The organism is Paracoccus nototheniae, from assembly GCF_004335005.1.
Classification (GTDB): domain Bacteria; phylum Pseudomonadota; class Alphaproteobacteria; order Rhodobacterales; family Rhodobacteraceae; genus Paracoccus; species Paracoccus nototheniae.
The window spans coordinates 1-26,148 of the sequence record NZ_RQRT01000013.1; the positions used below are offsets into that span (position 1 = coordinate 1).

Consider the following 26,148-nt stretch of genomic DNA (forward strand, 5'->3'; position numbering starts at 1 on the left):
TCATGTTCGGCAGGCTCAAGGATTGGAGGCGCGTGGCAACGCGATATGACAGATGTCCGAAGATCTTCCTCTCGGCCATCGCCCTCGCAGCAACCGTCATCTATTGGTTATGAATCCTGACCCTAGCTGGCAGGTTCAGGATAAGGGGTGCGCCATGTCGATCACGATTGCCGGGATGACCAAGCGGTTCGGACCGACCGAGGTGCTGCGCGGCATCGATCTGGACGTGGCCGATGGCGAACTGGTGGCTTTGCTGGGGCCATCCGGGTCCGGCAAGACGACGCTTTTGAAGATCATCGCCGGGCTGGAATGGCCCGATGCGGGGCGGCTGACGGTGGCGGGGCAGGACTGGCTGCAACTGGCCGCGCGTGACCGGCGCATCGGCTTTGTGTTTCAGCATTACGCCCTGTTCCCGCATATGAGCGTGCGCGACAACATCGCCTTTGGCCTGACCGTGCGCCCCCGGGCCGATCGTCCCGCCCCCGCGCTGATCGCCGCACGCGTGGACGAACTGATGGCATTCCTGCAGATCGACGCGCTGGCCGACCGCTATCCGGCGCAGCTGTCGGGCGGGCAGCGCCAGCGCGTGGCGCTTGGCCGGGCGCTGGCGATCCAGCCGCGCGTGCTGTTGCTGGACGAACCCTTTGGCGCGCTGGACGCCGCGATCCGGCGCGATCTGCGCCGCTGGCTGCGCGGCGTGCACGAGGCGACCGGATCGACCACCATCTTCGTGACCCATGATCAGGAAGAGGCGTTCGAGCTGGCCGACCGCGTGGTCGTCATGGGGCAGGGGCTGATCGAACAGACCGGCCATGCCGACCAGATCCATGATCATCCCGCCACGCCCTTTGTCGCCCGCTTCATGGGTGCCACGGTCGAGCTGCCGGTCACGCTGGCCGCAGGCCGCGCAACCGCGCCGGGGCTGGACCTGACCGCCCTGCCGCGCCGGGCGCTGCCCGACGGGACGGCGCGGCTGTTCGCGCGCGCCGCCGACATTCGCGCGATGCCCGATCCGGCGGGCGTCTGGCACGTCACCAGCCTTGCCAGCACCGGGGCCGAACTGCGCCTGACCGCGACCCGCAGCGACGGCGCCGAGGCCGAGGCGCAGATGCCCGGCGCCGCGCCCCCGCCCTGACCAAAGGCGCCCCCATCACTTTAACGGTCGAGGCGGCGGCGGTCTTTCCCGACGCCCGCCCCGCCACCGCCACCCCCGTCCTGCCTTTGCCGAAGGAAATCGCCCGATGAAACTGCCCGTCCTTGCCACCGCCCTGGCCCTGATCCTGGCCGGCCCCGCTGCCGCGCAGGATCGTCTGCTGAATGTCAGCTATGACATCGCGCGCGAATTGTTCGAGGCGCTGAACCCTGTCTTTGCCGCGCAATATCAGGCCGATACGGGCCGCACCCTGACCATCGACATGTCGCATGGCGGATCGTCGCGTCAGGCCCGTGCCATTCTGGAAGGGCTGCCCGCCGATGTGGTGACCTTCAACCAGGAAACCGACATCGACGTGCTGGCCGACAGCGGCCTGCTGCCCGAGGACTGGCGCGATGCCTTTCCGAACGGTGCCTCGCCCTATTATTCGTTGCCCGCCTTTCTGGTGCGAGAGGGCAATCCCAAGGGCATCGAGGACTGGGACGATCTGGCCCGCGAGGATGTCGCGCCCGTGTTCCCCAACCCCAAGACCAGCGGTAACGGGCGCTATACCTATCTGGCCGCCTATGCCTATGCGCTGGCGCAGAACGGTGGCGACCAGACGGCGGCGCAGGATTTCGTGCGGTCCATTTTTGACAATGTGCCGGTGTTCGACACGGGCGGGCGGGCCTCGACCCAGACCTTCGCGGAACGGGGCATCGGCGACGTGCTGGTGACCTTTGAGGCCGAGACCGGTCAGATCGCCGCCGAATACGCGGCCCAGGGGTTGGAGCGCGTGACCCCCTCGCTTAGCCTCTTCGCCGCCTTCCCGGTGGCCGTGGTGGCCGAGAATGCCGAAGACAATGGCACGACCGAGGTGGCCACCGCCTATCTGGAATGGCTGTACACCACCGACGCGCAGCGGATGCTGGCCGAGCGCTACTATCGTGTCACGGACGAGACCGTCGCCGCCGAATTCGCCGATGCGCAGGCCCCGGTCGAACTGGTCACCGTCGATGACGTGTTCGGCGGATGGGATGCCGTGTCGCAGGACCATCTGGCCGATGGCGGGATTCTGGATCAGGTCTTCGTCAACAGATGAGCGACGCCACCGCCCCCTTCCGCGCCAAGCGCGTCCTGCCGGGCTTTACGCTCAGCCTTGGGACGACGCTGCTCTATCTGGTGCTGATCGTGCTGATCCCGATCGCGGCGCTGATCCTGAAGGGGGCCGAGATCGGCCCCGCCGCCTTTTGGGCGATCGTCAGTTCCGACCGCGCGATCGCGGCCTTTCGCATCACCCTGATGGCGGCGGCGATCGCCACGGCCTTCAATGCGGTTTATGGCCTGCTGATGGCCTGGGTGCTGGTGCGCCATGATTTTCCGGGCAAGCGGGTGCTGGACGCGCTGATGGATGTGCCCTTTGCCCTGCCCACCGCCGTGGCGGGGCTGTCGCTGACGGCGTTGTTTTCGGCCAATGGCTGGTTCGGGACATGGTTGCATCCGGCGGGCCTTCCGGTCGTCTATACGATCTGGGGGATCGCGCTGGCGATGGCCTTCACCTCGATCCCCTTCGTGGTGCGTACCGTCCAGCCGGTGCTGGAGGATCTGGACCCCTCGCTGGAACAGGCCGCCGAGACGCTTGGCGCAACGCGCTGGCAGATCTTTGCCCGCGTGGTCTTTCCCGCCATCCTGCCCGCATGGCTGGCAGGATGCACGACCGCCTTTGCGCGGTCTTTGGGGGAATTCGGAGCCATCGTCTTTATCGCCGGAAACCTGCCCGGCCAGACCGAGATCGCGGCCCTGCTGGCCTATATCCGGCTGGAGGAATACGATTATAACGGCGCCGCCGCCATCGCGCTGGTGCTGCTGGGCTTTGCGCTGGTGCTGCTGATCCTGTCGAACATCCTGCAAAGCTGGGCCGCGCGCCACCGAAAGGCCACAAGATGAGCGTGCCCGACCTTATCGCCCCCGGTTCCGCCACCGGCCATGGCCGCCCTGCACGCACCAACGGCGCCCGCGCCCTGATCGGGCTGGCGGTCGTCCTGACGTTGCTGATCGTGGTGGCGCCGCTGGCCTATATCTTTGCCCGCGCCTTTTCAGAAGGCTGGCGGGTCTATGCGGCCAATCTGATGGACCCCGCGATGCTGCATGCGATCTGGCTGACCAGCCTTGTCGCGGTGATCGTGGTGCCCCTGAACATCGCCTTTGGCATTGCCGCCGCATGGGCGGTGTCCAAGCACCGCTTTCCGGGACGGAGCATTCTGGTCACGATGATCGAGATCCCGTTCTCGATCTCTCCGATCATCGCGGGGATCTGCTATCTGCTGCTCTATGGGCGCCAGGGCCTGCTGGGCCCCTGGCTGCGCGAGGTCGATCTGCAGGTCATGTTCGCGCTGCCCGGCATCGTGCTGGTGACGATGTTCGTCACCGCGCCTTTTGTCGCGCGCGAGGTGCTGCCGCTGATGCAGGCGCAGGGCACCGAACAGGAAGAGGCCGCCGTGACGCTTGGTGCCTCGGGCTGGCAGGTGTTCCGCCGCGTGACCCTGCCCAATATCCGCTTTGCGCTGCTGTACGGGGCGGTGCTGTGCACGGCCCGTGCGGTGGGGGAATTCGGCGGCGTCTCGGTCGTGTCGGGCAATATCCGGGGCCAGACCAATACCCTGCCGTTGCATGTCGAATTGCTGTTCAACGACCTGAACGCTGTGGGCGCCTTTGCCGCCGCATCCACCCTGACGCTGATCGCGCTGGTCGCGCTGATCATCAAGGCGGCGCTGGAGGCGCGGCGCGGCTGAGGTGGCGGTTGAAGGGGGGCCGGGCTGCCACGCAGGCCGGTCCCTTCGCCCTGCTGGCGGGAACCAAACAGTTCCGCAAATGCTTGTCACCGCGACGATGAAGCGGATGAAAGCGACGGGGACAGGACGTGGACGACCGGGACGACTGGACCCTGACCGGGGCGCTGCATCACGATCAGGGGCGGGGCGATCCCTTTGCCGCCGCCGTCCGCTCGACCCGCATGTCGATGATCATCACCAACCCGAACCTGCCCGACAATCCGATCATCTTTGCCAATGATGCCTTTCAAAAGCTGACCGGCTATGACCGCGAAGACCTGATCGGGCGCAATTGCCGCTTTCTGCAAGGCGCGCAGACCGATCCCGAAACCGTCGCCCGCATCCGCGCGGCAGTCGATGCGGGCACCGATGTCGCCGTCGATATCCTGAATTATCGCAAGGACGGATCGTCGTTCTGGAACGGGCTGTATCTTAGCCCGGTGCGCGACGATGAGGGCCGGATCCAGTTCTTTTTCGCCTCGCAGCTGGATGTGACCGACCGGATCGACGTGCAGTCGCGCATGGCGCGCGAAAAGGCGCGGGTGGAAACCGAGGTCACCCGCCGCGTCGCCGAATTGCGGGAATCGCTGGATGCGCAGCGGCTGCTGCTGCATGAGGTCGATCACCGGGTCAAGAACAACATGACCATGATCGGATCGATCCTGCGCCTGCAACTGCGCGAGGCGAAGGACAGCGAGACGGTGGACCTGCTGCGCGCGATGATGACCCGCATCGACGCGCTGGCCACGGTGCACCGGCATCTGTACCAGTCCGACGATGTGACGCGGTTCGATATCGGATCCTATTCGGTCAACCTCGCCTCGGATCTGACGCAAAGCCGCAGCGATTGCGACATCCGCATCCGCGCCGATCTAGGCCGTGCCGAGGTGCCCGCCGGGCAGGCCTCGGCCATCGGGCTGATCATCAACGAAATTCTGACCCATATGATCCGCCCCATCGACGGCGACCGCGGCGGGGTGTTCGACATCTCGTCGCAGACGCAGACGCAGGCGGGCCGGGTCGGGCTGACCATCCGTTTCGGCACCGCCTCGGGCGCGGCCGTTCTGCCCCATTACAATCCCACCGGCGTCACCGAACAGATCATCTCGCGCCTTGCCGCGCAGACCCGGACCACCGTGTCCTGGTCGACGGGCGAGGGCGGGGCCACCCAGGTGAACGTCGCTGTCGACAAAGAGGTCTCATGAACCCGCCAAAGCCCCCGCTGTCGATCCTTGTGGTCGAAGATGAATTCATCATCGCGATGGATATCGAGATGATGATCGAGGATTGCGGCCACCGGGTGCTGGCCACCGCTGCGTCGCTGAACGCGGTCAAGGCGCTGCCGGTCGGGGATGCGCCCGATGTCGCGCTGGTTGACATGCAACTGGCGCAAGGCAGCACCGGGCTGGAGGTCAATGCCGAGATCCGCAGCCGCTGGCCAGAGACGATCGTCGTCTTTGTCACCGCCAATCCCAAGAAGATCCCCGACGATTTCGCTGGTGCCTCGGGGGTGATCGCGAAACCGTTTTCGTCCAGCGGCTTTGTCGCGGCCCTGAAATACCTGGAGGAAGGGGTCTGCGACCCGCCCCCCGTCTCGTCGGGGCCGGGCAGCTTTGTCGCCTCGCCCGCCTTTGCGGCCCAGTGGGGCTAGGCCGGGTCAGCGGACAAGGCGCGCAGGATCACAGCGCGCTGATCAGCACGCCCGTCCACAGGATCAGGCTGACCGCGATGGCGGCCGGGATGATCGGTGCGCCACCCTCATCGCGATCGGCGGGATGGGTGCGGCGCAGATAGGCTTCGGTCTGGATGTCGAACATAGCAACCTCGGGTTTTGATCCGGGAATGGGTCAGGGTCTTGGACGGGTCAGGCGGGCTGGCGAAACGCGCCGAACATCCGCCGCAGGGCCGAGGGGCGGCGTGTTCGGGCCAGCAGCAGGTCGCGCAGTTCTTTGCCTTTGGTCCAGGGGCCGAACCCCGAGGCCGTGTTGATATGCCCCGCATGGCCCAGATCATACAGATCCGCATCCCAATCCGCTGCCATCCGGCGGCTGGCGTCAAAGCTGACCAGCGGGTCGTTGCGGCTGGCCACGACCAGCGCCGGCACATCAAACGCCTCGCGCGGGGGGGCGCCAAAGCCGGCGATCCGGTCGATCGCCCGGGGATCGACGGGCGCCACCAGCAGGGCGGCGCGGATACGCAGTCCCGGCCATCGCGCCAGCAATTGGGCGATGGTCACCGCGCCAAGCGAATGGCCCACAAGGATGCTGTCGGGATAGGTCATGACATGAACGGCCAGCGTGGCCTGCCAGACCTCGCGCACGGGGCGGGCGGTGTCGCCCATGTCCAGCATCATCGCGTCGGGATCGGTGCGCGCCCACCAGTCCTGCCAATGCGGGGCGGGTGATCCGTCAAGGCCGGGGACGATCAGGGTCTTGGTCATCTGGCTTCTCCTCTGCAATCACCTATAACACTACAATGTAAGTCGTGTATTGTGGTTCCAAATTCGGGCGATGAAAGAGAAGATCGATCCTTGTCACCGGCAGGGCGGAGGATTGATGCCTTCACAGGCGGCGTCTCAGGCCCGCCCCGTCGGGCAGACTGCTGAAATCCCCATCCTGAACAGCCAACGGCCCCTTCCCAAGGATGGGAAGGGGCCGTTTGATGCGGCGATGCGTGCCTGGTCAGGCGGCGCGGGCGACCTCTTGCGTCTGGCTTTCGACCAGCGCGCGGTGCAGCGCACGGATCGTGCCCGACAGCGCATCGCGTTCGACGATGAACTGCACATCGACCTGACGCGGACCCTGCGACGCGCCGATCGCCGACAGCCCGGCATCGGCCAGCGCGTTCAAGCCCCGGCTCAGCACCGCCAGCCCGTCCAGATCGCGCCCCACGGCCGAGGCCATGGCCACCGCCCGCGACGACACGCAGGCCGAGGGGAAGCGTTCGACCAGATCCTTTTCGACCCGCCGCAGCACCTTGAGGTTGCTGTCCACATAATGCGTGATCGTGTTCGCGTTCGAGACCTTGCTGACGATGCGGACCTTGTGCCGGGTCAGCACCTCCAGCAGGGCCGCGTCATAACCCTTGGCGCCGACCATGTCCTGTTCGAACAGCTCCAGCGCAAAGACATCCAGACCGGTGACGATCTCGACCGCAGGCGCGTCGGCGGGCTGATCGTCGATCAGCGTGCCGGGGTCATGCGGCTCGAACGCGTTGGTCACGCGCAAAGGCACGCCCGACTGGCGCAGGGTCTTGGCGGCCTTGGGGTGGATCGCCTCCATCCCCAGATTGGACAGTTGGTCGGCCACGTCGTAATTCGTGCGCCCCAGCTTGCGCACCGCATCCGCGCCGACCAGCTTGGGATCGGCCGAGGACAGGTGGAATTCCTTGTGGATGATCGCCTCATGCGCGCCGGTCAGTGCCGCCAGACGCGAGAATGTCACCTCGGAATAGCCGCGATCATATTCGCGCATCAGCCCTTCGCTGCACTGGGCATAGCCGGTGACGATGGGCATTTCCGTCTGCGCGTCGATCCCGGCCAAGGCGCCGGTGATGCGTTCGTCCAGGCTGACCTCTCCGGTATCGCGCCAGCCCGACAGATCGACGAACCGGGCCGAGACCCCGGCGCGCTGCAGCATCAGCGTGGTGACAAAGGCCGAATGCGCCTCGCCCAGACCCGACAGCAGCTCGCGCGTGTGCAGCATATGCTCCGACAGCCGGAAATGGCCATAGGAACACAGCCGCTGCAGATCGATCAGGCAGTTCTTCGCGCCCACCAGCCGGTCGCGCACAAAGGCGTCGGCGCGTTCCAGATCGCCGGGATGATCAAGCACCACACGATGCGCGGCACCCATCGCCGCGCTGGCGCGGTCCAGCGCCGCCAGCCAGCCGTGATCGCCTTCGCCGCTGGCAAAGGCCGCATAGACGCCCGGCTCGCCGGATTTCTTATGCTCTAGCAGCAGATCGGTAATGCCCCCAAAGGCCGAGACGACAAAGATCCGGCCATAAAGATCGGCGCGGTCGTCGATCAGCAGCGTGTCGCGCAGCTCATGGACCCGCGACATCGAGGTGCCGCCGATCTTCTCGACGGTATGGGTCGCGTGTGCCATGGCTCAGGCCGTCTCGGCGGGCGCATAGCTGCCGTCTTCGCGATGCACCTCGGTCCCGGTGACCGGCGGATTGAAACAGCAGGCCATGACCAAAGTTTCGTCGGCCCGCAGAGTGTGGTGATCGTTCAGGTTCAGCGCATACATCACGCCCGGCGTGATCTGATGCGTCTCACCCGTGCCCAGATCGGTGATCGAGCCCTTGCCCGACATGCAATAGACGCTTTCGAAGTGATGCTTGTAATGGAACGTATGTTCCGACCCGGCATCCAGCGTGGTGATGTGGAACGAAAACCCCATCCCGTCATCGGCCAGCAGCATGCGGACCGAATTCCACCTGGCATCCGACACCGACCGGTCGGTGTCCTTCAGTTTATTGAAATCACGAATGATCATGTGATGTTACTCCGCAGCAATCTTGGTGGACAGAACGTCGCGCGCCGCATCCAGCAGGATGTCGAAGCCGCGCGTCAAAAGGTCGGTGGGCGTGGTCAGCGGCGCCAGAACTTTGACCACCTGATCCTCGTTCCCCGAGGTTTCGATGATCAGGCCGCCCTGAAAGGCCCGCTTGCAGATCGCGCCCGCCAGATCGCCCGAGCCGACATCGACGCCGCGCATCAGCCCGCGCCCCTTCAGATAGGCGCCGGGCACAAGAGCCGCCAGCTCGGTCAGCCGAGCCTCGATCAGTGCGGCTTTTTCGGCAAGCTCGGCCTCGAACGCCTTGTCGGCCCAGAACTTCTCGATCGCTACGCGGGCGGTCACGAAGGCATGGGTGTTGCCCCGGAAGGTGCCGTTATGTTCGGCGGGGCCAAAGACGTCATGTTCGGGCCGTACCAGCAGCATCGCCAGCGGCAGGCCGAAACCCGACACCGATTTTGCCATCGGCACCAGATCGGGCACCACGCCCATATCCTCGAACGAAAAGAACTTGCCCGTGCGCCCGCAGCCCGCCTGAATATCATCCAGAATCAGCAGCGCGCCATGGCGCTTGGCGATATCGGCCACCGCCCGCACGAATTCGGCGGATGCGGCGTTCAGCCCGCCCTCGCCCTGCACGGTTTCCAGCATGATCGCGGCGGGGGCATCGATGCCGCCCGAATTGTCCGACAGCATCTGATCCAGCAGGGCGGCGCTGTCCAACCCCTGGGCGTAATCGTCAAAGGGCACTCGGGTGACGCCCTGCGTCTCCATCCCGGCACCACCGCGGTGATAGCCGTTGCCCGTCGCCGCCAGCGCGCCCATGGTCACGCCATGAAAGCCGTTGGTGAAGGCCACGATATTCGTGCGCCCGGTCGATTTGCGGGCGATCTTCATCGCCGCCTCGACCGCATTGGCGCCGGTCGGGCCGGTGAACATCACCCGGTGATCCATGCCGCGCGGGGCCAAGATATGCGTCTCGAACGCCTGCAGGAAATCGGCCTTGGTGGTGGTGTGCAGGTCCAGCCCATGGGCAATGCCGTCGCCCGCGATATGATCGATCAGCGCGGCCTTCATGTCGGGGTCGTTATGGCCATAGTTCAGCGACGAACAGCCGGCCAGAAAATCGATATGCTCGGACCCGTCGGCCCCGCGCATGATCGATCCGCTGGCGCTGGCGAACAGCGTCGGAATGCCGCGGCAATAGGACCGGGCCTCGCTTTCGCGACGGGTGAAAATGCCGGTATCGGCGGTGGGGGTGGTCATGTCCTTAGGCATGGGACGTCCTTTCGCACGATGTGCGTTATTCGAATTGCTTTGAGGTGCGAAGCAGATCAGGCGGCGCGGGCCTGCGGGGCGGCACGGGGCAGGGTGATGGTCACCATATGCTCGGTCGCGTGGCGCCCGTCGAAATGCTCGTCGCGGATATAGTGGGGGTCATCGCTCAGCGCGCCGCCAAGATGGCGGGCAAGGCTGCGGAACAATGCCCAGGATGCGTCATTGTCACGCGTGATCGTGGTGTTCAGCCGGTTGGCCTCGGTGCATTCGTCACGATCGACCAGATGGGTCAGCATCTTGCGGCCCAGCCCCAGACCGCGCGCCCGGGGGCTGACCGCGACCTGCCAGACGAACAGCGCGTCGTCATTCGGAATCATGTGACCCGAGATCCAGCCGACGACGTCGCCGTCCAGATCGGCGACCACACAGGTGTCGCGGAAATGCTCGGCCTGCACCAGGTTGCAATACATCGAGTTCTCGTCCAGCGGCTTGCAGTCGCGCACCAGCTCCCAGACAGCGGCGCCGTCGGTCGGGTCGGGCTTGCGCAGCGTCAGCTGGCGGGGGCGTTCGATGTCCTGCACATCCTTGGGCATGGGTCCGTGATCCTCGATTGCTTCGGGGCCCTAACTAACCAAAGATGGCCAAAGTTTCAACCGTCCAGACAAAAACCACGGACTTTTCAGCTAACTGACCGGCACCTATGGATAAATATCACGCCAGGGACACGGGTGCGTGATGAAACCCATTCGCAATGCGAACCAGTCTGGGGCCCATTGCCGTGCCCCCGCCGGAAATGGCATAGAGGATCGCATGACCCGCGATCCCGTCTTTCCCCGTGACCCTGCCATCGCCCGCTCGGACGCCGCGCTGATCGCGCTGCGCCGGATTCTGCGGGCGACCGAACAATATGAACGCGATCTGGCACAGGCCGTCGGCCTGACCCCGGCCAAGTTGCGGGTTCTGCAGATTCTGGCCGGGCGCGACGACCGTACGGCGACACCCACGGCGCTGGCCACGCAGATGGGCGTCAGTCAGGCGACGGTGACCGCGCTGGTCGATCAACTGGACAAGCTGGGCCTGACGCAACGCCAGCGCTCCAGCACCGATCGGCGGCAGTTGCATGTGATCCTGACCGACAACGGCGCCACCGCACTGGCCGAGGCGCCCGATGCGCTGCAACAGCATTTCGTCACCGGCTTTCATGCGCTTCATGACTGGGAACAGGCGATGCTGGTCGCCTCGCTGGAACGCGTCGCCGCCATGCTGAACGCGCAGGGCATCGACGCCTCGCCGGTCCTGACCCTGGGCGAGATCGGCCGCGCCCCGACCTGACGCCCTTTCATCTTGGTCAAAATATCCCGGGGGGCGTCCGCAGGACGGGGGCAGCGCCCCCCTGCCGGCCTGTCAGCCCGCCTTGCCCCAGGGGCCATGCGCATCGTCGATCCCGTCCAGCCGCTCGAACCCATGCGCGCCAAAGAAATCGCGTTGCGCCTGAATCATGTTGGCGGTCCCGCGCGCGGTGCGCATCATGTCGAACCACATCAGCCCCGAGGCCAGCGCCGGCAGAGGATGCCCCGCCGCGATCCCTTGCGACACGACCTGCCGCAGACCGGGCATCGCCTTTTCGATCAGATCGGCAAAGAACGGCGCCATGATCAGATTGCGGCCCGGATCGTCCGCCAGCGCTTGAGCCATGTCGTTCAGCATCGTCGAACGGATGATGCAGCCCGCCCGCCAGACCCTCGCGATTTCGGGCAGATCCAGCGTCCAGCCGAACCGACCCGAGGCCCCCGCGATCATCGTGAAGCCTTGCGCATAGCACAGGATCTTGCCCGCGATCAGCGCCTGTTCCAGGGCTGCCGGCTCCAGCGGACAGGGGCCTGCGCCCTTGCCGAACCGCGCCTCGCCCGCCTGCCGCTCGTCCAGCCGGGCGCTGACATTGCGCGCCATGACGGCGGCCTCGATCACCGGGATGGGGGCGGACAGGTGCTGCGCCTCGATCGCGGTCCAGCGGCCGGTGCCCTTCTGACCCGCGCGGTCCAGAATGACATCGGGCATGGCGGCGCCGGTATGGGGGTCGCGCGCGGCGGTGACGCTGGCCGAGATCTCGATCAGATAGCTGGACAGAACGCCTTGATTCCATCCCTTGAAGATGTCCGAGATGGCATCGGCTTTCAGCCCCATCCCGTCGCGCATCAGCCCGTAAACCTCGGCGATCATCTGCATGTCGGCATATTCGATGCCGTTATGGACCATCTTGACGAAATGCCCGGCGCCCGCATCGCCCATGCGCGCGGCGCAGGGGGTGCCATCCTCGGCCTTGGCGGCGATCGCGGCCATCACCGGGGCCACGCGATCCCAATCGGCGGCCTCGCCCCCGCCCATGATGGCCGGGCCATGCCGCGCCCCCTCTTCCCCGCCCGAGACGCCCATGCCCAGGAACCGAAAGGGCAGGCCGGCCTCGTCGCGGCGGTTGGTGTCGTGGAAATCGGCATTGCCCGCGTCGATGACCAGATCGTCAGGGTCCAGCAGCGGCGCCAGCGCGTCAAGCTGGGCGTCCACCGCCTCGCCCGCCGGGACCATCAGGATGATCCGGCGGGGTTTGGCGATCGAGGCCACCAGCGCCTCCAACGTGTTGGCGGGGATGATGCGGGGGGCCAGCGGGCCTGCCTCGGCGGCAAAGCGGCGCGTCACCTCGGTCGTGCGGTTCCAGACGGCGATGGGAAAGCCCTTTTCCGCGATGTTCAGCGCCAGGGCTGCCCCCATCGTCCCCAAGCCGATCAGCCCGATTTCTGCCTGTGCCATTGCCTGCGCCTTTCGCATCCGTAACCTGTTTGCGGTTGTTTACGCTAACGAGAAACGGCTGTCACGGGGGGGGCGTTCCGGCGGGCCGGACATGCAAAACGGGGCCGCAAGCGGCCCCGTCGGGTTCAGTCCCGCTATCAGATCAGCGGCGCTGCTGGCCCAGTTGCAGGGCCAGCGTGCCCAGCACGACCTTGACGATATCACCCAGAATAAAGGGCGCCACGCCGACGGCCAGCAGCTGATCTGCGGGAACAAAGGCCGACAGCCAGATCAGGCCCGGCACATAGATGGCCACGGTCCCGGCGATCATCGCCACGGCCCGCATGCCCAAGCCACGCCCCTGCGCCAGCGCGCCGGTCACGACCATGGCCAGCGCCATGCCGATCAGAAAGCCGGTCGTCGGCCCGGCCAGATAGGCCAGTCCCAGCCCGCGTTCGGGCGACCCGGCAAAGACCGGCAGTCCGGCCAGCCCGGCCGCCATATAGGCGCCCATCGCGGCCAGACCAAGGCGCGGCCCCAGCCCCGCCGCAATGACCAGAACGGCCAGCGTCTGCAGGGTCATCGGCACCGGCCAGAAGGGCAGCTGGACCTTGGCGCCAAGCGCGATCAACGCGGCGGCGGCCAATGTCAGGCCAATCTTGGTGGTCAGGCTTTGCCGGGCAATGCGGTCCTGAGCAAGCAGCATGGAATGTCCCCTTTGTCGTCTGTCACGAATCATCAGCGGCGGTGCCGCAGTCTTTGATGCCTAAGGAACACCCAACCGCCCCTCGGGCACAAGGGGGCAGATGCCCCGCCCCCGGCTGGCATGCCCGGCTGGCACACCCGGCTGACACGAAGGGGGCGCTGCCGCCTGCCCGCGACATTTGCACATCCGGTCTGCGATAAAACGTCGCAACCGGACGGTTCATGAGGCTGACCCGCGACACCCGGCAGGGCGTGCGCGGGGCGACCGTCCGACCCGGCCCACTTCTTAACGGCGCATGCGCGCGTACAAGCGCGAGGGCTGCCCCGCAAGGCGATGCTTTTCCTTGCCCAATCGTCGGTTTCCCACCCTCTGGCGTCTGTTTTCCACCGGGGAAGGGTGCTAAGACCCCTCTCCAATTGCATGCCGCGACAAGGGTTCGAGACATGGCTGACGACTATCCCAAGGTTGATCGCGTGATGGGCGGGCCCGCAGGCTGGATCTCCATCGCTGTTCCGGCGATCCTGTTTGCGTATTTCATCGGGCTTTTGCCGCAGATCGCCGATGCGCCGCAGCTGCGGGGCATCGATTGGGTGCCCTCGCTTGGCATCCGCCTGTCGGTGCTGCTGGACGGGCTGAGCCTGACCTTTGCGCTGCTGATCACCGGGATCGGCACGGCGGTGACGCTGTATTCGGCCCGCTATCTGGGCGATCACCCCGATTATCCGCGCTTTGTCTGTTATCTGCTGATGTTCATGACCGGCATGCTGGGTCTGGTTCTGGCCGATAACCTGATCATGCTGTTCGTGTTCTGGGAGATCACGACGATCTCGTCCTATCTGCTGATCGGCTTCAATGCCGACAGCGCCAAATCGCGGCGCTCGGCGCTGCAGGCGCTGCTGGTGACGGGGACGGGCGGGCTGGCCATGCTGGCCGGGATGATCCTGCTGGGCACCGTCGCGGGCACGTTCGAGCTGTCGCAGATCCTGACCATGGGCGACATGATCCGTGCGCATCCCTGGTATATCGCGATCCTCGTGCTGTTCCTGGCGGGCGCCTTCACCAAGTCGGCGCAAGTGCCGTTCCATTTCTGGCTGCCCAATGCGATGGCCGCGCCGACGCCGGTTTCGGCCTATCTGCACAGCGCGACGATGGTGAAGGCGGGCGTCTTTCTGATGGCCCGCATGAACCCGGCCTTGGGTGAAACTCAGGCCTGGTTCTGGACCCTGACGCTGTTCGGCGGCGTGACGGCGGTCTTTGCCTCGGTCATGGCGCTGCGTCAAACGGATATCAAACAGGTGCTGGCCTATACCACGCTGATGGCGCTTGGCACGCTGACCATGTTCATCGGCGCGGGCACGCATTACGCGATCATGGCGGCGATGCTGTTTCTGGTCGTCCATTCGCTGTACAAAGCGGCGCTGTTCCTGATGATCGGCATCGTCGATCACGCCACCGGCACGCGCGAGGCTGCGGTCCTGGGCGGTCTGTCCAAGGCCATGCCGCTGACCGGGATCGCCGCTGCGCTGGCCGCGATCAGCATGGCGGGCATCCCGCCGATGGTCGGCTTCATCGGCAAGGAATTCATGTACAAGGCCGGTCTGGGCCTGCAGGGCTTTGCCTCGATCTGGGTCACCGTGATGATCTTTGCGGCCTCGGTCATGATGTTCGCGGTGGGCGGCATCGTGGCGCTGAAGCCCTTCCGCGGCGACTTGCGCCCGACGCCGATGACCCCGCATGAGGGCCCATGGCCGATGCTGGCCGGGCCGTTGGTCCTGGGCGCACTGTCGCTGATCTTCGGCCTCGTGCCGGGGGTGCTGGGCCATTACATCGTTGGCCCCGCCACCCATGCCGTCTTTGGCGAGGTGCGCGAGGTGCATCTGTATCTGTGGGGCGGCGTGAACATGGCGCTGATCCTGTCGCTGCTGACCTTCCTTGCGGGCTGGCTGCTTTATCGCCGGCACGAGGCGATCCGCACCCGCCTTGCCGCCTTCGAGGCGCGCAATCCGATCGATTTCGATGCGGGCTGGGACCGGCTTCTGGACGGGTTCAAGGCCTTTGCCGCATGGCTGACCGGGCTGATCCAGACCGGCAGCCTGCAGCGTTACATGGCGGTGACCTTCGCCACCTTCGTGGTGCTGGTCGGCGGCACTTATCTGCTGAAGGGCGCGTTTCAGGCCGGGCTCAGCCTGTCGACCGATGGGGTGCATCCCGTGCAATGGGCCGTGCTGGGGCTGATCTCGGCCGGTGCCATCCTGACGGTATGGACGCACAGCCGGATGACGGCCGTGGCGGCCATGGGCGTGACGGGCATCGGCGTGGCGCTGATCTTCATCATGTTCAGTGCCCCCGATGTTGCCATCACCCAACTGCTGGTCGAGGTTCTGGTGGTCGTTCTGGTCAGCCTTGCGATGCTGCGGCTGCCCTATCTGCCGCGCAGGTCCAAGACCAGCTTCCGCACGGGCCATGCCGTCATCGCAGGGGGCATGGGGCTGGTCACGACCTTCCTGATGATCTCGGTCCTGTCCAGCGACTTTGACCGCCGCCTGACAAGCTATTTCGAGGCGGTGTCCTATCCCGAGGCGCATGGCCGCAACATCGTCAACGTCATTCTGGTCGATTTCCGGGCATTGGACACGTTCGGAGAGATCGTCGTGGTCGTCATGGCCGCCATTGGCGCCCTGGCGCTGCTGCGTGGCGTGACGACCCGTCGCAAACCCGGGGAGGAGAGCTGAGATGCAGTCGCTGATCCTGACCACCACCACGCGTCTGATGGCGGCTCTGTTGCTGTTGTTTTCGGTCTATTCGCTGCTGCGCGGCCATAACCTGCCCGGCGGCGGCTTTATCGGTGGACTGATCGGGGCCACCGCCTTTATCCTTTACACCATCGCCACCTCGGTGGACGAGGCGCGATCGGCGCTGCGCGTCGACCCGTCCAATCTGGCGATGGTGGGCGTGGGCGTTGCCGCACTTGGCGGCATCGGCGCGGGCTTTGCGGGCGATCCGTTCTTCACCGGGCAATGGCGGTTTCTGTTTCGCGACGGCGACAGCTATGTGCCCCTGTCCACTGTCCTGATTTTCGATATCGGAGTTTACATGGCCGTCTTCGGCGGAATCCTGACCCTGGTCTTTGCCCTGGAACAGGAGATCTGAGCGTGGAACTGCTGCTTGCCATAACCTTGGGCATCCTTGTGTCCACCTCGGTCTATCTGATGCTGGACCGCAACGTCCTGCGCTTTCTGTTCGGGCTGGTGCTGCTGTCGAATGCCGTCAACCTGCTGATCTTTGCGGGCGGGCGCCTGACTGCCGGCGCGCCGCCGCTGATCGATGCAGGGGCGTCATCGCCCACCGGCGTCGTGGCCAACGCGCTGCCGCAGGCGCTGGTCCTGACAGCCATCGTCATCGGCTTTGGCCTGCTGGCCTTCACGCTGGCGCTGGTCTATCGCACCTTCATGACCCTGGGCACCGTCAACAGCGATGAGATGCGCGTGGCCGAGCCGATGGGTGCCAAGGATCTGGACAGGGGCAAGCTGGGTCTGGGCCGGGCCGATCCGCAGAAACCCGCCTCGGGTCAGGAGGCCGGGATATGAGCTGGCTTCTGGTCTATCCGATCCTCATCCCCGTCCTGACGGCGGTGCTGTCCTATCTGTTCCGCAACACGCCGGCCGGGCGCTGGATTTCGGTCGCAGGCACCGCAGCGCTGCTGCTGGCCAGCATCATGCTGATGGCCGAAGTGCTGGACCAAGGCGTGGTCGCGGCGCAGATGTCGGATTGGGGCGCCCCCTTCGGCATCACGCTGGCCGCCGACCTGCTGGGCGGCGTGATGGTGGTGATCACCGCGATCACCGGGCTTGCGACGGTCATCTATACCCTGTCCGAAATCCCCGAACGGCTGGAGCGTCTTGGCTTTCACGCCCTGTTGCAGACCCTGCTGATGGGCGTCTGCGGGGCCTTTCTGACCGGCGATCTGTTCAACCTCTATGTCTGGTTCGAGGTCATGCTGATCTCCAGCTTCGGCCTTCTGGTGCTGGGCGGTACGCGCGAACAACTGGATGGCGGCATCAAATACGTGCTGCTGAACCTTGTCTCGACCATCATGTTTCTGGCGGGGATCGGGCTGCTTTACGGCATCACCGGCACGCTGAACATGGCCGACCTGCATCTGGCCGTGCGCGAGGTGGAAAACACCGGCCTGCTGACCACCATCGCGGTGATGTTCATGGTGGCTTTCGGCGTCAAGGCGGCGCTGTTCCCGCTGTTCTTCTGGTTGCCCGCATCCTATCATACGCCGCCTGTCGCGGTGTCGGCGATCTTTGCGGGACTGCTGACCAAGGTGGGCGTCTATGCGCTGATCCGCATGTTCACGCTGGTCTTCGATCATGATGTGGGCTTCACCCATACCCTGCTTTTGTGGTTTGCCGTGGTGACCATGGTCACCGGCGTTCTGGGCGCCGCGGCGATGAACGATTTCCGGCGCATCCTGTCGTTCCACATCATCAGCCAGATCGGCTATATGGTGCTGGGTCTGGCACTGTATACGCCGCTTGGCCTGATGGGGGCTGTCTTTTATCTGGTCCACCACATCATCGTCAAAGCGAACCTGTTCTTTGTCGCGGGCGTGGCCAAGCGCATCGGCGGATCGACCGATCTGGCGCGGTTGGGCGGGCTTTACGCCCATGCGCCGCTGCTGGCCTTCCTGTTCCTGATCCCGGCATTCTCGCTGGCGGGCTTTCCGCCGTTGTCGGGCTTCTGGGCGAAATATGTGGTCGTCAAGGCTGCGCTGGATCTTGAGATGTGGTTCGTGGCGGGCGTGTCGCTGGCCGTCGGCCTGCTGACGATCTTTTCGATGACCAAGATCTGGGGGGCGGCCTTCTGGCCGGCCCATCCCGACGGGATCAAGCCGCGCCTGTCCGACATCCCTATGTTCGACCGCGTCGCGCTGATGGGGCCGATCGTGGGGCTGGCGGCACTGACCTGCATCATCGGTCTGTTCCCCGAGCCCTTCGTTCTGTTCGCCGAACGCGCGGCGATGCAGCTTCTGGATCCGACCGACTATGTCTCGACCGTTCTGGGGGTGCAGCCATGAACCTCTTTGCCGTCAATATGGTGCTGGCTTTTTGCTGGGTGGCGCTGACCGGGGGGCTGACCCTTGGCGGGCTGGTCACGGGATATCTGGTGGGCATGGCCGCGATGTGGCTGGTGCGGCCGCTGTTTCCGGATACCGGCGTCTATTTCCGGCGCCTGTATTACTGGGTCCGGCTGGTCGTCATGTTCGTCTATGAGCTGGTCGTCAGCTCGATCCCGGTGGTGGTGGACGTGTTCACACCGGGGCAGTCGTCGAACCCGGCGCTGATCGCGGTGCCGATCACGGTGACGACCGACCTGCAGATCACCCTGCTGGCCAATTTTATTTCGCTGACGCCGGGCACGCTGAGCCTTGATGTCAGCGAGGACCGCAAGATGCTGTATATCCATGCGATGTTCGGCGAGGATCCGGACGCGATCCGGGCGCAGATCCGCGACCGGTTCGAGGTCTGGGTGCGCGAGGCGACGGAGTAGAATCATGATCCTGGAAACCGCAATTCTGTTCGGCTTTGCCCTGGTGATTCTGGGCGTCGCCTTTGCCGCGATCCGGCTGGTGCGGGGGCCGACCTTGGCCGACCGCATCGTCGCGCTGGACGTGATGACGGTGCAGCTGGTGTCGTTCGGGGGCCTTGCGGCGCTGCAATCGCGCAGCGCGGGCTTTCTGGACGTGGCCGTCGTGCTGGCGCTGGTCGGCTTTCTGGCGACCGTCTGTCTGGCGCGCTATCTGGAACGGCGCATCCTGCTGAAGGCGGAGGATCTGCAATGATCGGCGACATCATCGTGGCGGGCTTTGTGCTGGCGGGCGGCATCTTCTGTCTGGCGGCGGGGCTGGGCGTGCTGCGCCTTCCCGACCTGCTGACACGGATGCACGCCTCGACCAAGGCGGGCACGCTTGGCTCGGGATTGATCCTTGTGGCGGTGGCGGTGGCCTTTGCCGAAAGCACGGTGATCGCGCGCGCCGTGGCGGCAATCATGTTTCTGCTGATGACCGCGCCTGTGGCCGCGCATCTGATCGGCCGGGCGGCGTTTCGCACCGGTGTGCCGATGGTGGATCGCACCGTCTGCGAAGACGGCGTGGCCGAGGCGCTGCGCAAGCGTCCGCCCGAACGCGACCCCAAGGATGCAACCGGTCCGGCCGCCGAACCCGAAGCCGATCCGCAGGCGGAAGGCGGCACCCCGGCCACCGGAGGCGCCCCGCGCGAGGCCCCCTGAGGGCTTGGGTGATCGGGGCTTTCCAAACCCGTGTCTTGGGCGTAAATCTGTCGGATTGGCGGACGAACCGCCTGATCTGAAAGAGCTGAATGAGCCAGGACATCCCCACGATCACCCGCACCGAAGACCTCGCCCGTTTTTGCGAGGCCGCGAAATGCGCCCCCTATGTCACCGTCGACACCGAGTTCCTGCGCGAGCGGACCTATTGGTCCAAGCTGTGCCTGATCCAGCTGGCGGTGCCGCCCGCGTCGACGGGCAAGCAGCCGGGCGGCGACGCCGTTCTGGTCGATCCCATGGCCGAGGGGCTGTCGCTGGAACCCCTGTACGATCTGTTCCGCCATACCGGGACGGTCAAGGTGTTCCATGCCGCGCGGCAGGATCTTGAAATCTTTTTCCACGACGCGCAGTTGTTCCCGACGCCGCTGTTTGACACGCAGGTTGCGGCGATGGTCTGCGGGTTCGGCGAACAGGTCGGCTATGAGACGCTGGTGCGCAAGATCGCCAAGGCCGATCTGGACAAATCCTCGCGGTTTACCGACTGGTCGCGGCGTCCCCTGTCCGATGCGCAGGCGGCCTATGCGCTGGCCGATGTGACGCATCTGCGGGTGATCTATGAATATCTGGCGGCGGAACTGGTCAAGACCGGGCGTCAGGCCTGGCTGGCCGAGGAAATCGCTGTGCTGGAAGACCCCGAGACCTATATCACCCGCCCCGAAGAGGCCTGGCTGAAGGTGCGCACCCGAACCAATTCGCCGCGCTTTCTGGCCATTTTGCGCGAATTGGCGCGGTTCCGTGAATCCTATGCGCAGGATCGCGATATCCCGCGCAGCCGCGTCTATAAAGACGATGCGATGATCGAGCTGGCCTCGACCAAGCCCACCTCCGAGGCCGATCTTGGCCGGTCGCGCCTGCTGCTGCGCGAGGCCCGCAAGGGAGAGATCGCGTCAGGCATTCTGGCCGCCGTCAAGGCCGGCACGGACAGCAAGGATCTGCCCGTACCGCGACAGGACGAACCGGGTCGCCCCGGTAATGCTGCGCTGTCGGATCTGTTGCGCGTGCTGCTGAAGGCCAAGGCCGATGCGGCGGGCGTGGCGCCCAAGCTGATCGCCTCGGCCAGCGAACTGGACGCGATTGCCACGGGCCAGCGGGACGTTCCCGCCCTGCAGGGCTGGCGGGCCGAGGTCTTTGGCCGCGACGCCTTGCGACTGGCGGGCGGAGAGATCGCCTTGTCCGCGCAGGGCGGCGCGGTCAAGGTCGTTCCGGCGCGCTAGACCCATGCCTCCGCCGCTGGCGCTGACCCGTCCCTGGCCCGAAGACGCCGAGGCGATCGCCTCGGCCCTGGCGGATTGGGACACGGTGCGCTGGCTGACGACGCTGCCCTGGCCCTATGGCCTGCCCGACGCGAGCGATTTCATCGATGTGGCGGGCCTTGACGAACATGCCATCCGGCTTGGCGACCGGCTGGTCGGCATGGTGCAGGCGGGCCGGGTCTTTGGCATCTGGATCGCGCCCGACCGGCAGGGCCGGGGCCTTGGTCGCCGTGCCGGAGTGCTGGCCCTGTCTCGGCTGTTCCTGTCGGGCGTGCCGGGCGTTCAGGCCCATGTGCTGATCGGCAATGACCGCTCTGCCAGACTGCTGGACTGGCTGGGGTTTCAGCCGCAGGGCCGGGTCACGCTGCAATCGCGACCCCTGGGCCGACCGGTCGCCGCCACGGCCATGCATCTGGACCGCGCCACATTCGAGGCCCGGCACGCCATCGCGCTGACCACGGACCGTCTGGTCATCGACGCCATCGTCCCCGCCGATCTGCCCGCGCTGCACCGCATCGTCACGCAGCCTCAGGTGGCGCGGATGATGCAGCGGTTCCGCCCCGACATGGATCTGGACGAGGCCGCGTCAGTCCTGTCCGACAGCGGGCTGTTGCTGCCCTTGCGGCTGGCCGTGCGTCATCAGGGGCAGGTGATCGGAGCGGTGGGCCTGAGCGCGGCAACACCGCCTCGCCTGCATTATTTTCTGGACCCGCAAATGGCGGGGCAGGGGCTGGGACAGGAAATGGTCGCCGCCGTGTTTCACGAACTGGTCGCCCGATTTGCCCCGACCGAGATGGTGGCCGATGTGTTTCTGGACAATCCGGCCTCGCGCAAGATCCTGAAGAACCTCGGCTTTCGCCGGGCCGAGGATATCGCGCTTTACACGCCCGGTCGGGATGCGCAGGCCGACGCGGCGCTGTATCGCTGGCGGCCCGGCCTGCTGCCCTGACCCATGCGAAAATCGTGTCGGTCAGCCACCGCTGATCCGCACGGGCCCCTTTCCGGTCTTCAGCGTCCGTCCGTCAGGGCGGTCTGGATCAGCCGGAACCCGGCCCGGCGTTCTTCCGGGGAGGTGGCCGTGGGGCTGTTCTGCGGTGCCCTGTCCTCGCCCTGCGGGGCTGCGCCGCGACGGGGCGGGCCATTCGTGCGACCGGACGGGCCAGAGAAATCGGCGCGGCTTTCGGCAAAGCCGATGGACGAGGGCGAGGGGGCGATGGTCTCTCCTCCGTCGATGATGGGCATTACCTCGTCGCCGTGCAGATCAAAGCGGCGCGGGGCGACACCCAGATCGCCCTCGGCCACCAGACAGCCCAGGGCGCGGGTCACATCCCCCAGATCCGACCGCAGCGGCAGCAGCAGCATCTGGGCGGTCAGCAGGGGGCGGGCATAGCTGGCCTCGGCCTGCAGGGTCAGGCGGGCGATCTGCGGCCCCTTGAAAACGCTTTCCAGCACATCCGAAAACCGGCCCCGGGAACTGGTGTTCAGCACGGAACAGACCGGCATGCCGCGCACCTCCATCCCCATCAGGTCGATCAGATGCCGCCCCGCCAGACGCAGGCGACCGGCGCCGGGGGCGATCCGTTCCAGAATGAAGGCATGGTCCAGAATGCGGGCAATGGCGCGGGGATCGACATCGGACCGCGCGGGAACGGCGCGTCCCTGCCGGATGCTGTTCCAGTAATCGCGCATGTCGTGCAGGACGCGTTCGGGCCGGAACGTTTCGTAATCCTGCAGATGGATGACCCGCCCGGGCCTGTCCGTGGCCGGGTGGTCCGGCATGATGTCTGATCCGTCCTTCAGGTCCGACACGGGGCACCTTTCCTTCACATGGGTCAGACCCGAATATCCATGAGCCTTAATGCAACCATAACGACACTTCGTGCCGCTCGCCGAGTCATATAATGAACAAATGGTTAAGATCCGTCCGATGCAAGCCCCATGCGGGGCCGGGACTTGACCGTTGCGCAAGGGCAGGGCATCCCACGCACGAACATGACGACGCGCAGGGGGCCCAAGACCGCCATGATCGACCGCACCGGCCTGATGGTCATCCTGTCCTCGCCCTCGGGCGCAGGGAAATCGACGCTGGCGCGACGGCTGATGGACTGGGATGACAGCCTGCGGTTCTCCGTCTCGGCCACCACCCGGCCGCCCCGCGCCGGAGAGGTGGACGGCGTGCATTACCATTTCACCTCGCGCAGCGGTTTCGAACAGATGGTCGCCAGCGATCAGATGCTGGAACATGCCGAGGTCTTCGGCAATCTCTACGGCAGCCCGCGAGGCCCCGTCGAACGCGCGATGCGCGACGGGCGCGACACGATCTTTGACGTGGACTGGCAGGGTGGCCAGCAGATCCGCGCATCGGCCCTTGGCGGGCATGTCGTGTCGATCTTTGTGCTGCCCCCGTCCTTGCCGGAACTGGAGCGTCGGCTGCGCGGGCGCGGGCAGGACAGCGATGCGGTGATCGCGGGGCGGATGCTGAAAAGCCGGTCCGAGATCAGCCATTGGGCCGAATATGATTACGTTCTGGTCAACGACGATCTGGACCAGACCGAGATGCGCCTGCGCGCCATCCTGACCGCCGAGCGGCTGCGCCGCGACCGGCAGGCGGGGCTGGGCGCTTTCGTCAAGCGGCTGATGGCCGAGGAGGAGGTCTGAATGATCTGGTCACTGGACGGCGTCACGCCGCAGATCGATGCGGGGGCATGGGTGGCACCCGATGCGCAGGTGATGGGGCGGGTGACGCTGGCAGAGGGCGCCTCGGTCTGGTTCGGCGCGGTGCTGCGCGGCGACAATGACGTGATCGAGGTCGGGCCGGGCAGCAATGTGCAGGATCTGTGCTGCCTGCACACCGATCTGGGCCATCCGCTGGTCATCGGCGCGGATTGCACCATCGGTCACCGGGCGATCCTGCATGGCTGCATGATCGGGGACGGGGCGCTGATCGGCATGGGGGCCACGATCCTGAACGGCGCCCGGATCGGCGCGGGGGCGCTGATCGGCGCCGGCGCCCTGATCCCCGAGGGCCGCGAAATTCCGGCAGGCGCCTTGGTTATGGGCGCGCCGGGCCGCGTGGTACGGATGCTGGACGAGGCGGCCATGGCCGAGCTGCGCGCATCCGCCGACCGCTATCGGGCCAATGCGGCGCGGTTCCGGGCCGGGCTGGTGGCCCTGCCGGGCGTGGCCGACTGACCCGGTGGCGAGCGACCGGGCAGAGGCAGGGGAGGTGACCGGCGCAGGCGCGCGGCGGCTGGCGGGGTTTCTGGACGGGGTGCCGGTGCCGATGCTGGCCGTGGACCGCGAGGCGCGGGTGATTGCGGCCAATGCGCTGGCGGGCGCCCTGCTGGGGGCCGATCTGCCGGGGCGGCCGTTCGTGACCGTGCTGCGACATCCGGCGATCCTGCAGGCGCTGGACTGGGTGCTGGACCCGACCCTTGGTCCGGCGCCGATGCCCGATCCGGCTTTGCCCACCCCGCCCGAGGGTGTGGTCGTCCTGCGGGCCAGTTGTGCCGCCGACGGGCGCGAGATTCTGGCCGAGGTGACCGTCGCGGCCCTGCCCGCGCCGTTTGGTCGCGGCGCGACGGTGGCGGTGATCGACCGCTCGGTCGCGGAAGAGGCCGAACAGATGCGCCGCGATTTCGTCGCCAATGTCAGCCACGAGCTGAAGACGCCGCTGACCGCGATGACCGGCTTCATCGAGACCCTGCGCGGCCCTGCCCGCGACGATGCCCGCGCCCGCGACCGGTTTCTGGATATCATGGAGCGCGAGGCCGGGCGCATGAACCGGCTGATCAACGAATTGCTGACCCTGAGCCGCGTGCAGGCCGAGGAACGGCGCCGCCCCTCGGGTCGGGTCGATCTGCCGGGCCTTCTGCGCGGGGTGCTGGCAACGCTGGCTCCGCGCGCCGAGGCCGCCGGTGTCGTGGTCACGACCGCGGGTCTGGAACAGGCGCTGCGCCTGCCGGGCGATAGCGACCAGTTGACGCAGGTGTTCCAGAACCTGATCGAGAATGCGTTGAAATACGCGGCCTCGGGCAAGGCGCTGCACGTCACCCTGTCGCGCATCCCGCATGAGCCGCTGCTGCGCGGTCCGGCCTGGGCGGTGGCGGTCGAGGATCGCGGCGAGGGGATCGAGGAACAGCACCTGCCCCGCCTGACCGAGCGGTTCTACCGCGTCGACACGCATCGCGCCCGCACGCAGGGCGGCACCGGGCTGGGGCTGGCGATCGTCAAGCATATCGTGAACCGCCACCGCGGCCGGCTGCGCATCGAAAGCCGGATCGGCGAGGGCAGCCGCTTTGTGGTGATCCTGCCCGAGGGGCTGTCGCGGGGCTGAGGCGTGGCGCCTTGCCGGGGGCGCTGAAGGGGGGGCTGTCTGCCCCCCGTCCCGTTCCGGGACTCCCCCCGAGGATATTTTCGTGAAGAAGAGTTGTGGGGCGTCTTTTTCGGGTGGGGAAGGGGGGCTGCGGCTCTCGCGCTTGGGCGCGGCTTGGCCTATAAGTGCGCCGAGTGTTGCGGAAGGGATGTCGTCATGAGCCAATCGTTGCAGACCGATCCGGCCAAGCTGGCCGCTGCGCGGGCCGCCGTCGCGCTGGTTGCGGACGGGATGAGGCTGGGCCTTGGCACCGGTTCGACCGCCAGCGTGATGGTGCGCGAACTGGCCGCGCGGGTGGCGGCCGAAGGGCTGAGCCTGCGCTGTGCCGCGACATCGAAAGCCACGGCCCAGCTGGCCGAAAGCCTTGGCCTGCGGGTCGAGGGGCTGGACCAGATCGGCTGGCTGGACATGACCATCGACGGCGCCGACGAGGTCGATCCGCATCTGCATCTGATCAAGGGCGGCGGCGCCGCCCATCTGCGCGAAAAGATCGTGGCCGCTGCCAGCGACCGGATGGTCGTCATTGCCGATCCCGGCAAGGTGGTCGAGGTGCTGGGCGCCTTTCCCCTGCCGGTCGAGGTCTTGCAGTTCGGGTTCGAGACGACCCGCACGCTGATCCGGCGCGCACTGGAAGAACTGGATCTGGGCGGGCGCGACGTGTTGCAGCGGCTGACCGGCAGCGATGCGCTGGTGACGGATGAGGGCAATTTCATTCTGGACCTGCATCTGGGCCAGATCCCCGATCCGGTTGCGCTGTCGCGGGCGCTGCAGGGCATTCCGGGCATTGTCGAGCACGGGCTGTTTCTGGGTATGTGCGATCTGGCGATCATCGGGCGCGAGGATGGCAGCGTGGTCGAACTGGCCCGCGACGACGGCATCGATGCCGACATGCTGGCCCATGAAGGAGACTGAGGC

At 66.2% G+C, this 26,148-nt stretch carries 29 protein-coding genes and 1 pseudogene; 21 read left to right on the forward strand and 9 right to left on the reverse strand.

Features of this window, described 5'->3' with window-relative positions:
* The 7 genes and pseudogenes from EG885_RS07310 to EG885_RS07340 all read left to right on the forward strand — a co-directional run.
* A pseudogene (locus EG885_RS07310) lies at positions 1 to 113 on the forward strand (IS5/IS1182 family transposase); the annotation flags it as partial.
* A 41-nt stretch (positions 114 to 154) separates the two neighbouring features.
* Positions 155 to 1,135, forward strand: coding sequence for a sulfate/molybdate ABC transporter ATP-binding protein (locus EG885_RS07315; RefSeq protein ID WP_242679546.1), 981 nt, complete (start codon positions 155 to 157; stop codon positions 1,133 to 1,135).
* 106 nt (positions 1,136 to 1,241) lie between these two features.
* A complete protein-coding gene (locus EG885_RS07320; RefSeq protein WP_131573826.1) occupies positions 1,242 to 2,234 on the forward strand; it encodes a sulfate ABC transporter substrate-binding protein in 993 nt (330 codons plus the stop codon).
* Complete coding sequence (gene cysT, locus EG885_RS07325) at positions 2,231 to 3,079, forward strand: sulfate ABC transporter permease subunit CysT (RefSeq protein ID WP_131573827.1); 849 nt, start codon at positions 2,231 to 2,233, stop codon at positions 3,077 to 3,079. The genes EG885_RS07320 and cysT overlap by 4 nt, the downstream gene beginning before the upstream one ends.
* A complete protein-coding gene (cysW, locus tag EG885_RS07330) occupies positions 3,076 to 3,924 on the forward strand; it encodes a sulfate ABC transporter permease subunit CysW (RefSeq protein ID WP_131573828.1) in 849 nt (282 codons plus the stop codon). Before cysT ends, cysW begins: the two co-directional genes overlap by 4 nt.
* Positions 3,925 to 4,052: 128 nt before the next feature.
* The gene (locus EG885_RS07335) at positions 4,053 to 5,168 is read left to right on the forward strand and encodes a PAS domain-containing protein (RefSeq protein WP_131573829.1); all 1,116 of its coding nucleotides are present in this window, start codon (positions 4,053 to 4,055) and stop codon (positions 5,166 to 5,168) included.
* On the forward strand, positions 5,165 to 5,614 hold the full coding sequence (locus EG885_RS07340; RefSeq protein WP_131573830.1) for a response regulator: 450 nt from the start codon (positions 5,165 to 5,167) through the stop codon (positions 5,612 to 5,614). Before EG885_RS07335 ends, EG885_RS07340 begins: the two co-directional genes overlap by 4 nt.
* A gap of 28 nt (positions 5,615 to 5,642) precedes the next feature.
* Here EG885_RS07340 and EG885_RS22670 read toward each other — a convergent pair whose 3' ends face one another.
* From EG885_RS22670 to ectA, 6 genes are all read right to left on the reverse strand, one after another.
* Complete coding sequence (locus EG885_RS22670) at positions 5,643 to 5,780, reverse strand: hypothetical protein (RefSeq protein ID WP_165571068.1); 138 nt, start codon at positions 5,778 to 5,780, stop codon at positions 5,643 to 5,645.
* Positions 5,781 to 5,827: 47 nt separating this feature from the next.
* Positions 5,828 to 6,403, reverse strand: a complete 576-nt coding sequence (locus EG885_RS07345; protein WP_131573831.1) for an RBBP9/YdeN family alpha/beta hydrolase — start codon at positions 6,401 to 6,403, stop codon at positions 5,828 to 5,830.
* A gap of 241 nt (positions 6,404 to 6,644) precedes the next feature.
* The gene (locus EG885_RS07350) at positions 6,645 to 8,072 is read right to left on the reverse strand and encodes an aspartate kinase (RefSeq protein ID WP_131573832.1); all 1,428 of its coding nucleotides are present in this window, start codon (positions 8,070 to 8,072) and stop codon (positions 6,645 to 6,647) included.
* A 3-nt stretch (positions 8,073 to 8,075) separates the two neighbouring features.
* Positions 8,076 to 8,465, reverse strand: coding sequence for an ectoine synthase (locus EG885_RS07355; protein WP_131573833.1), 390 nt, complete (start codon positions 8,463 to 8,465; stop codon positions 8,076 to 8,078).
* Between the two features lie 6 nt (positions 8,466 to 8,471).
* The gene (gene ectB, locus EG885_RS07360) at positions 8,472 to 9,764 is read right to left on the reverse strand and encodes a diaminobutyrate--2-oxoglutarate transaminase (protein WP_207392225.1); all 1,293 of its coding nucleotides are present in this window, start codon (positions 9,762 to 9,764) and stop codon (positions 8,472 to 8,474) included.
* 56 nt (positions 9,765 to 9,820) lie between these two features.
* Positions 9,821 to 10,357: a diaminobutyrate acetyltransferase gene (ectA, locus tag EG885_RS07365; RefSeq protein ID WP_131573834.1), complete on the reverse strand. Its 537-nt coding sequence runs from the start codon at positions 10,355 to 10,357 to the stop codon at positions 9,821 to 9,823.
* 217 nt (positions 10,358 to 10,574) lie between these two features.
* Between ectA and EG885_RS07370 the strand changes: the two genes are divergently transcribed.
* The gene (locus EG885_RS07370; protein WP_131573835.1) at positions 10,575 to 11,096 is read left to right on the forward strand and encodes a MarR family winged helix-turn-helix transcriptional regulator; all 522 of its coding nucleotides are present in this window, start codon (positions 10,575 to 10,577) and stop codon (positions 11,094 to 11,096) included.
* Between the two features lie 72 nt (positions 11,097 to 11,168).
* On the opposite strand, the gene gndA is transcribed toward EG885_RS07370, so the two are convergent.
* Together gndA and EG885_RS07380 are read right to left on the reverse strand one after the other, a co-directional pair.
* Positions 11,169 to 12,569 (reverse strand): NADP-dependent phosphogluconate dehydrogenase, encoded by a 1,401-nt coding sequence (gene gndA / locus EG885_RS07375; protein ID WP_131573836.1) that lies wholly within the window; start codon positions 12,567 to 12,569, stop codon positions 11,169 to 11,171.
* Between the two features lie 142 nt (positions 12,570 to 12,711).
* Positions 12,712 to 13,254, reverse strand: coding sequence for a biotin transporter BioY (locus EG885_RS07380; protein ID WP_131573837.1), 543 nt, complete (start codon positions 13,252 to 13,254; stop codon positions 12,712 to 12,714).
* 443 nt (positions 13,255 to 13,697) lie between these two features.
* On the opposite strand from EG885_RS07380, the gene EG885_RS07385 reads away from it, so the two are divergent.
* The 9 genes from EG885_RS07385 (at position 13,698) to EG885_RS07425 (ending at position 21,807) form a co-directional block, all read left to right on the forward strand.
* Complete coding sequence (locus EG885_RS07385; protein ID WP_131573838.1) at positions 13,698 to 15,986, forward strand: putative monovalent cation/H+ antiporter subunit A; 2,289 nt, start codon at positions 13,698 to 13,700, stop codon at positions 15,984 to 15,986.
* A gap of 1 nt (position 15,987) precedes the next feature.
* Entirely contained in the window at positions 15,988 to 16,404 is a 417-nt protein-coding gene (locus tag EG885_RS07390; RefSeq protein WP_131573839.1) for an MnhB domain-containing protein, read from the forward strand.
* Between the two features lie 2 nt (positions 16,405 to 16,406).
* Positions 16,407 to 16,841: a Na+/H+ antiporter subunit C gene (locus EG885_RS07395; RefSeq protein ID WP_131573840.1), complete on the forward strand. Its 435-nt coding sequence runs from the start codon at positions 16,407 to 16,409 to the stop codon at positions 16,839 to 16,841.
* Entirely contained in the window at positions 16,838 to 18,337 is a 1,500-nt protein-coding gene (locus EG885_RS07400; protein WP_131573841.1) for a Na+/H+ antiporter subunit D, read from the forward strand. The genes EG885_RS07395 and EG885_RS07400 overlap by 4 nt, the downstream gene beginning before the upstream one ends.
* Positions 18,334 to 18,810: a Na+/H+ antiporter subunit E gene (locus EG885_RS07405; protein WP_131573842.1), complete on the forward strand. Its 477-nt coding sequence runs from the start codon at positions 18,334 to 18,336 to the stop codon at positions 18,808 to 18,810. The genes EG885_RS07400 and EG885_RS07405 overlap by 4 nt, the downstream gene beginning before the upstream one ends.
* Before the next feature lie 4 nt (positions 18,811 to 18,814).
* Positions 18,815 to 19,102 (forward strand): MrpF/PhaF family protein, encoded by a 288-nt coding sequence (locus tag EG885_RS07410; protein WP_131573843.1) that lies wholly within the window; start codon positions 18,815 to 18,817, stop codon positions 19,100 to 19,102.
* The gene (gene mnhG, locus EG885_RS07415) at positions 19,099 to 19,548 is read left to right on the forward strand and encodes a monovalent cation/H(+) antiporter subunit G (RefSeq protein WP_131573844.1); all 450 of its coding nucleotides are present in this window, start codon (positions 19,099 to 19,101) and stop codon (positions 19,546 to 19,548) included. Before EG885_RS07410 ends, mnhG begins: the two co-directional genes overlap by 4 nt.
* Positions 19,549 to 19,649: 101 nt before the next feature.
* On the forward strand, positions 19,650 to 20,819 hold the full coding sequence (rnd, locus tag EG885_RS07420; RefSeq protein ID WP_131573885.1) for a ribonuclease D: 1,170 nt from the start codon (positions 19,650 to 19,652) through the stop codon (positions 20,817 to 20,819).
* A 4-nt stretch (positions 20,820 to 20,823) separates the two neighbouring features.
* Positions 20,824 to 21,807, forward strand: coding sequence for a GNAT family N-acetyltransferase (locus EG885_RS07425; RefSeq protein ID WP_131573845.1), 984 nt, complete (start codon positions 20,824 to 20,826; stop codon positions 21,805 to 21,807).
* Positions 21,808 to 21,866: 59 nt separating this feature from the next.
* On the opposite strand, the gene EG885_RS07430 is transcribed toward EG885_RS07425, so the two are convergent.
* Positions 21,867 to 22,667: a PAS domain-containing protein gene (locus tag EG885_RS07430; RefSeq protein ID WP_242679547.1), complete on the reverse strand. Its 801-nt coding sequence runs from the start codon at positions 22,665 to 22,667 to the stop codon at positions 21,867 to 21,869.
* 213 nt (positions 22,668 to 22,880) lie between these two features.
* Between EG885_RS07430 and gmk the strand changes: the two genes are divergently transcribed.
* The 4 genes from gmk to rpiA all read left to right on the forward strand — a co-directional run bounded on the left by gmk (position 22,881) and on the right by rpiA (position 26,145).
* Positions 22,881 to 23,516, forward strand: coding sequence for a guanylate kinase (gmk, locus tag EG885_RS07435; RefSeq protein WP_131573846.1), 636 nt, complete (start codon positions 22,881 to 22,883; stop codon positions 23,514 to 23,516).
* A complete protein-coding gene (locus EG885_RS07440; protein ID WP_131573847.1) occupies positions 23,517 to 24,050 on the forward strand; it encodes a gamma carbonic anhydrase family protein in 534 nt (177 codons plus the stop codon).
* A gap of 91 nt (positions 24,051 to 24,141) precedes the next feature.
* The gene (locus EG885_RS07445; protein ID WP_242679551.1) at positions 24,142 to 25,194 is read left to right on the forward strand and encodes a sensor histidine kinase; all 1,053 of its coding nucleotides are present in this window, start codon (positions 24,142 to 24,144) and stop codon (positions 25,192 to 25,194) included.
* A gap of 195 nt (positions 25,195 to 25,389) precedes the next feature.
* Entirely contained in the window at positions 25,390 to 26,145 is a 756-nt protein-coding gene (gene rpiA, locus EG885_RS07450; protein ID WP_131573849.1) for a ribose-5-phosphate isomerase RpiA, read from the forward strand.
* Positions 26,146 to 26,148 lie beyond the last annotated feature (3 nt).

What these genes read in the sequence shown, in the direction of transcription:
- EG885_RS07315 (WP_242679546.1), top strand. Translation starts at nt 155, where the DNA reads ATGTCGATCACGATTGCCGGGATGACCAAGCGGTTCGGACCGACCGAG.
- EG885_RS07320 (WP_131573826.1), top strand. Translation starts at nt 1,242, where the DNA reads ATGAAACTGCCCGTCCTTGCCACCGCCCTGGCCCTGATCCTGGCCGGC.
- cysT (WP_131573827.1), top strand. Translation starts at nt 2,231, where the DNA reads ATGAGCGACGCCACCGCCCCCTTCCGCGCCAAGCGCGTCCTGCCGGGC.
- cysW (WP_131573828.1), top strand. Translation starts at nt 3,076, where the DNA reads ATGAGCGTGCCCGACCTTATCGCCCCCGGTTCCGCCACCGGCCATGGC.
- EG885_RS07340 (WP_131573830.1), top strand. Translation starts at nt 5,165, where the DNA reads ATGAACCCGCCAAAGCCCCCGCTGTCGATCCTTGTGGTCGAAGATGAA.
- EG885_RS22670 (WP_165571068.1), bottom strand. Translation starts at nt 5,780, where the DNA reads ATGTTCGACATCCAGACCGAAGCCTATCTGCGCCGCACCCATCCCGCC.
- EG885_RS07345 (WP_131573831.1), bottom strand. Translation starts at nt 6,403, where the DNA reads ATGACCAAGACCCTGATCGTCCCCGGCCTTGACGGATCACCCGCCCCG.
- EG885_RS07350 (WP_131573832.1), bottom strand. Translation starts at nt 8,072, where the DNA reads ATGGCACACGCGACCCATACCGTCGAGAAGATCGGCGGCACCTCGATG.
- EG885_RS07355 (WP_131573833.1), bottom strand. Translation starts at nt 8,465, where the DNA reads ATGATCATTCGTGATTTCAATAAACTGAAGGACACCGACCGGTCGGTG.
- ectB (WP_207392225.1), bottom strand. Translation starts at nt 9,764, where the DNA reads ATGCCTAAGGACATGACCACCCCCACCGCCGATACCGGCATTTTCACC.
- ectA (WP_131573834.1), bottom strand. Translation starts at nt 10,357, where the DNA reads ATGCCCAAGGATGTGCAGGACATCGAACGCCCCCGCCAGCTGACGCTG.
- EG885_RS07370 (WP_131573835.1), top strand. Translation starts at nt 10,575, where the DNA reads ATGACCCGCGATCCCGTCTTTCCCCGTGACCCTGCCATCGCCCGCTCG.
- gndA (WP_131573836.1), bottom strand. Translation starts at nt 12,569, where the DNA reads ATGGCACAGGCAGAAATCGGGCTGATCGGCTTGGGGACGATGGGGGCA.
- EG885_RS07380 (WP_131573837.1), bottom strand. Translation starts at nt 13,254, where the DNA reads ATGCTGCTTGCTCAGGACCGCATTGCCCGGCAAAGCCTGACCACCAAG.
- EG885_RS07385 (WP_131573838.1), top strand. Translation starts at nt 13,698, where the DNA reads ATGGCTGACGACTATCCCAAGGTTGATCGCGTGATGGGCGGGCCCGCA.
- EG885_RS07390 (WP_131573839.1), top strand. Translation starts at nt 15,988, where the DNA reads ATGCAGTCGCTGATCCTGACCACCACCACGCGTCTGATGGCGGCTCTG.
- EG885_RS07400 (WP_131573841.1), top strand. Translation starts at nt 16,838, where the DNA reads ATGAGCTGGCTTCTGGTCTATCCGATCCTCATCCCCGTCCTGACGGCG.
- EG885_RS07405 (WP_131573842.1), top strand. Translation starts at nt 18,334, where the DNA reads ATGAACCTCTTTGCCGTCAATATGGTGCTGGCTTTTTGCTGGGTGGCG.
- EG885_RS07410 (WP_131573843.1), top strand. Translation starts at nt 18,815, where the DNA reads ATGATCCTGGAAACCGCAATTCTGTTCGGCTTTGCCCTGGTGATTCTG.
- mnhG (WP_131573844.1), top strand. Translation starts at nt 19,099, where the DNA reads ATGATCGGCGACATCATCGTGGCGGGCTTTGTGCTGGCGGGCGGCATC.
- EG885_RS07425 (WP_131573845.1), top strand. Translation starts at nt 20,824, where the DNA reads ATGCCTCCGCCGCTGGCGCTGACCCGTCCCTGGCCCGAAGACGCCGAG.
- gmk (WP_131573846.1), top strand. Translation starts at nt 22,881, where the DNA reads ATGATCGACCGCACCGGCCTGATGGTCATCCTGTCCTCGCCCTCGGGC.
- EG885_RS07440 (WP_131573847.1), top strand. Translation starts at nt 23,517, where the DNA reads ATGATCTGGTCACTGGACGGCGTCACGCCGCAGATCGATGCGGGGGCA.
- EG885_RS07445 (WP_242679551.1), top strand. Translation starts at nt 24,142, where the DNA reads ATGCTGGCCGTGGACCGCGAGGCGCGGGTGATTGCGGCCAATGCGCTG.
- rpiA (WP_131573849.1), top strand. Translation starts at nt 25,390, where the DNA reads ATGAGCCAATCGTTGCAGACCGATCCGGCCAAGCTGGCCGCTGCGCGG.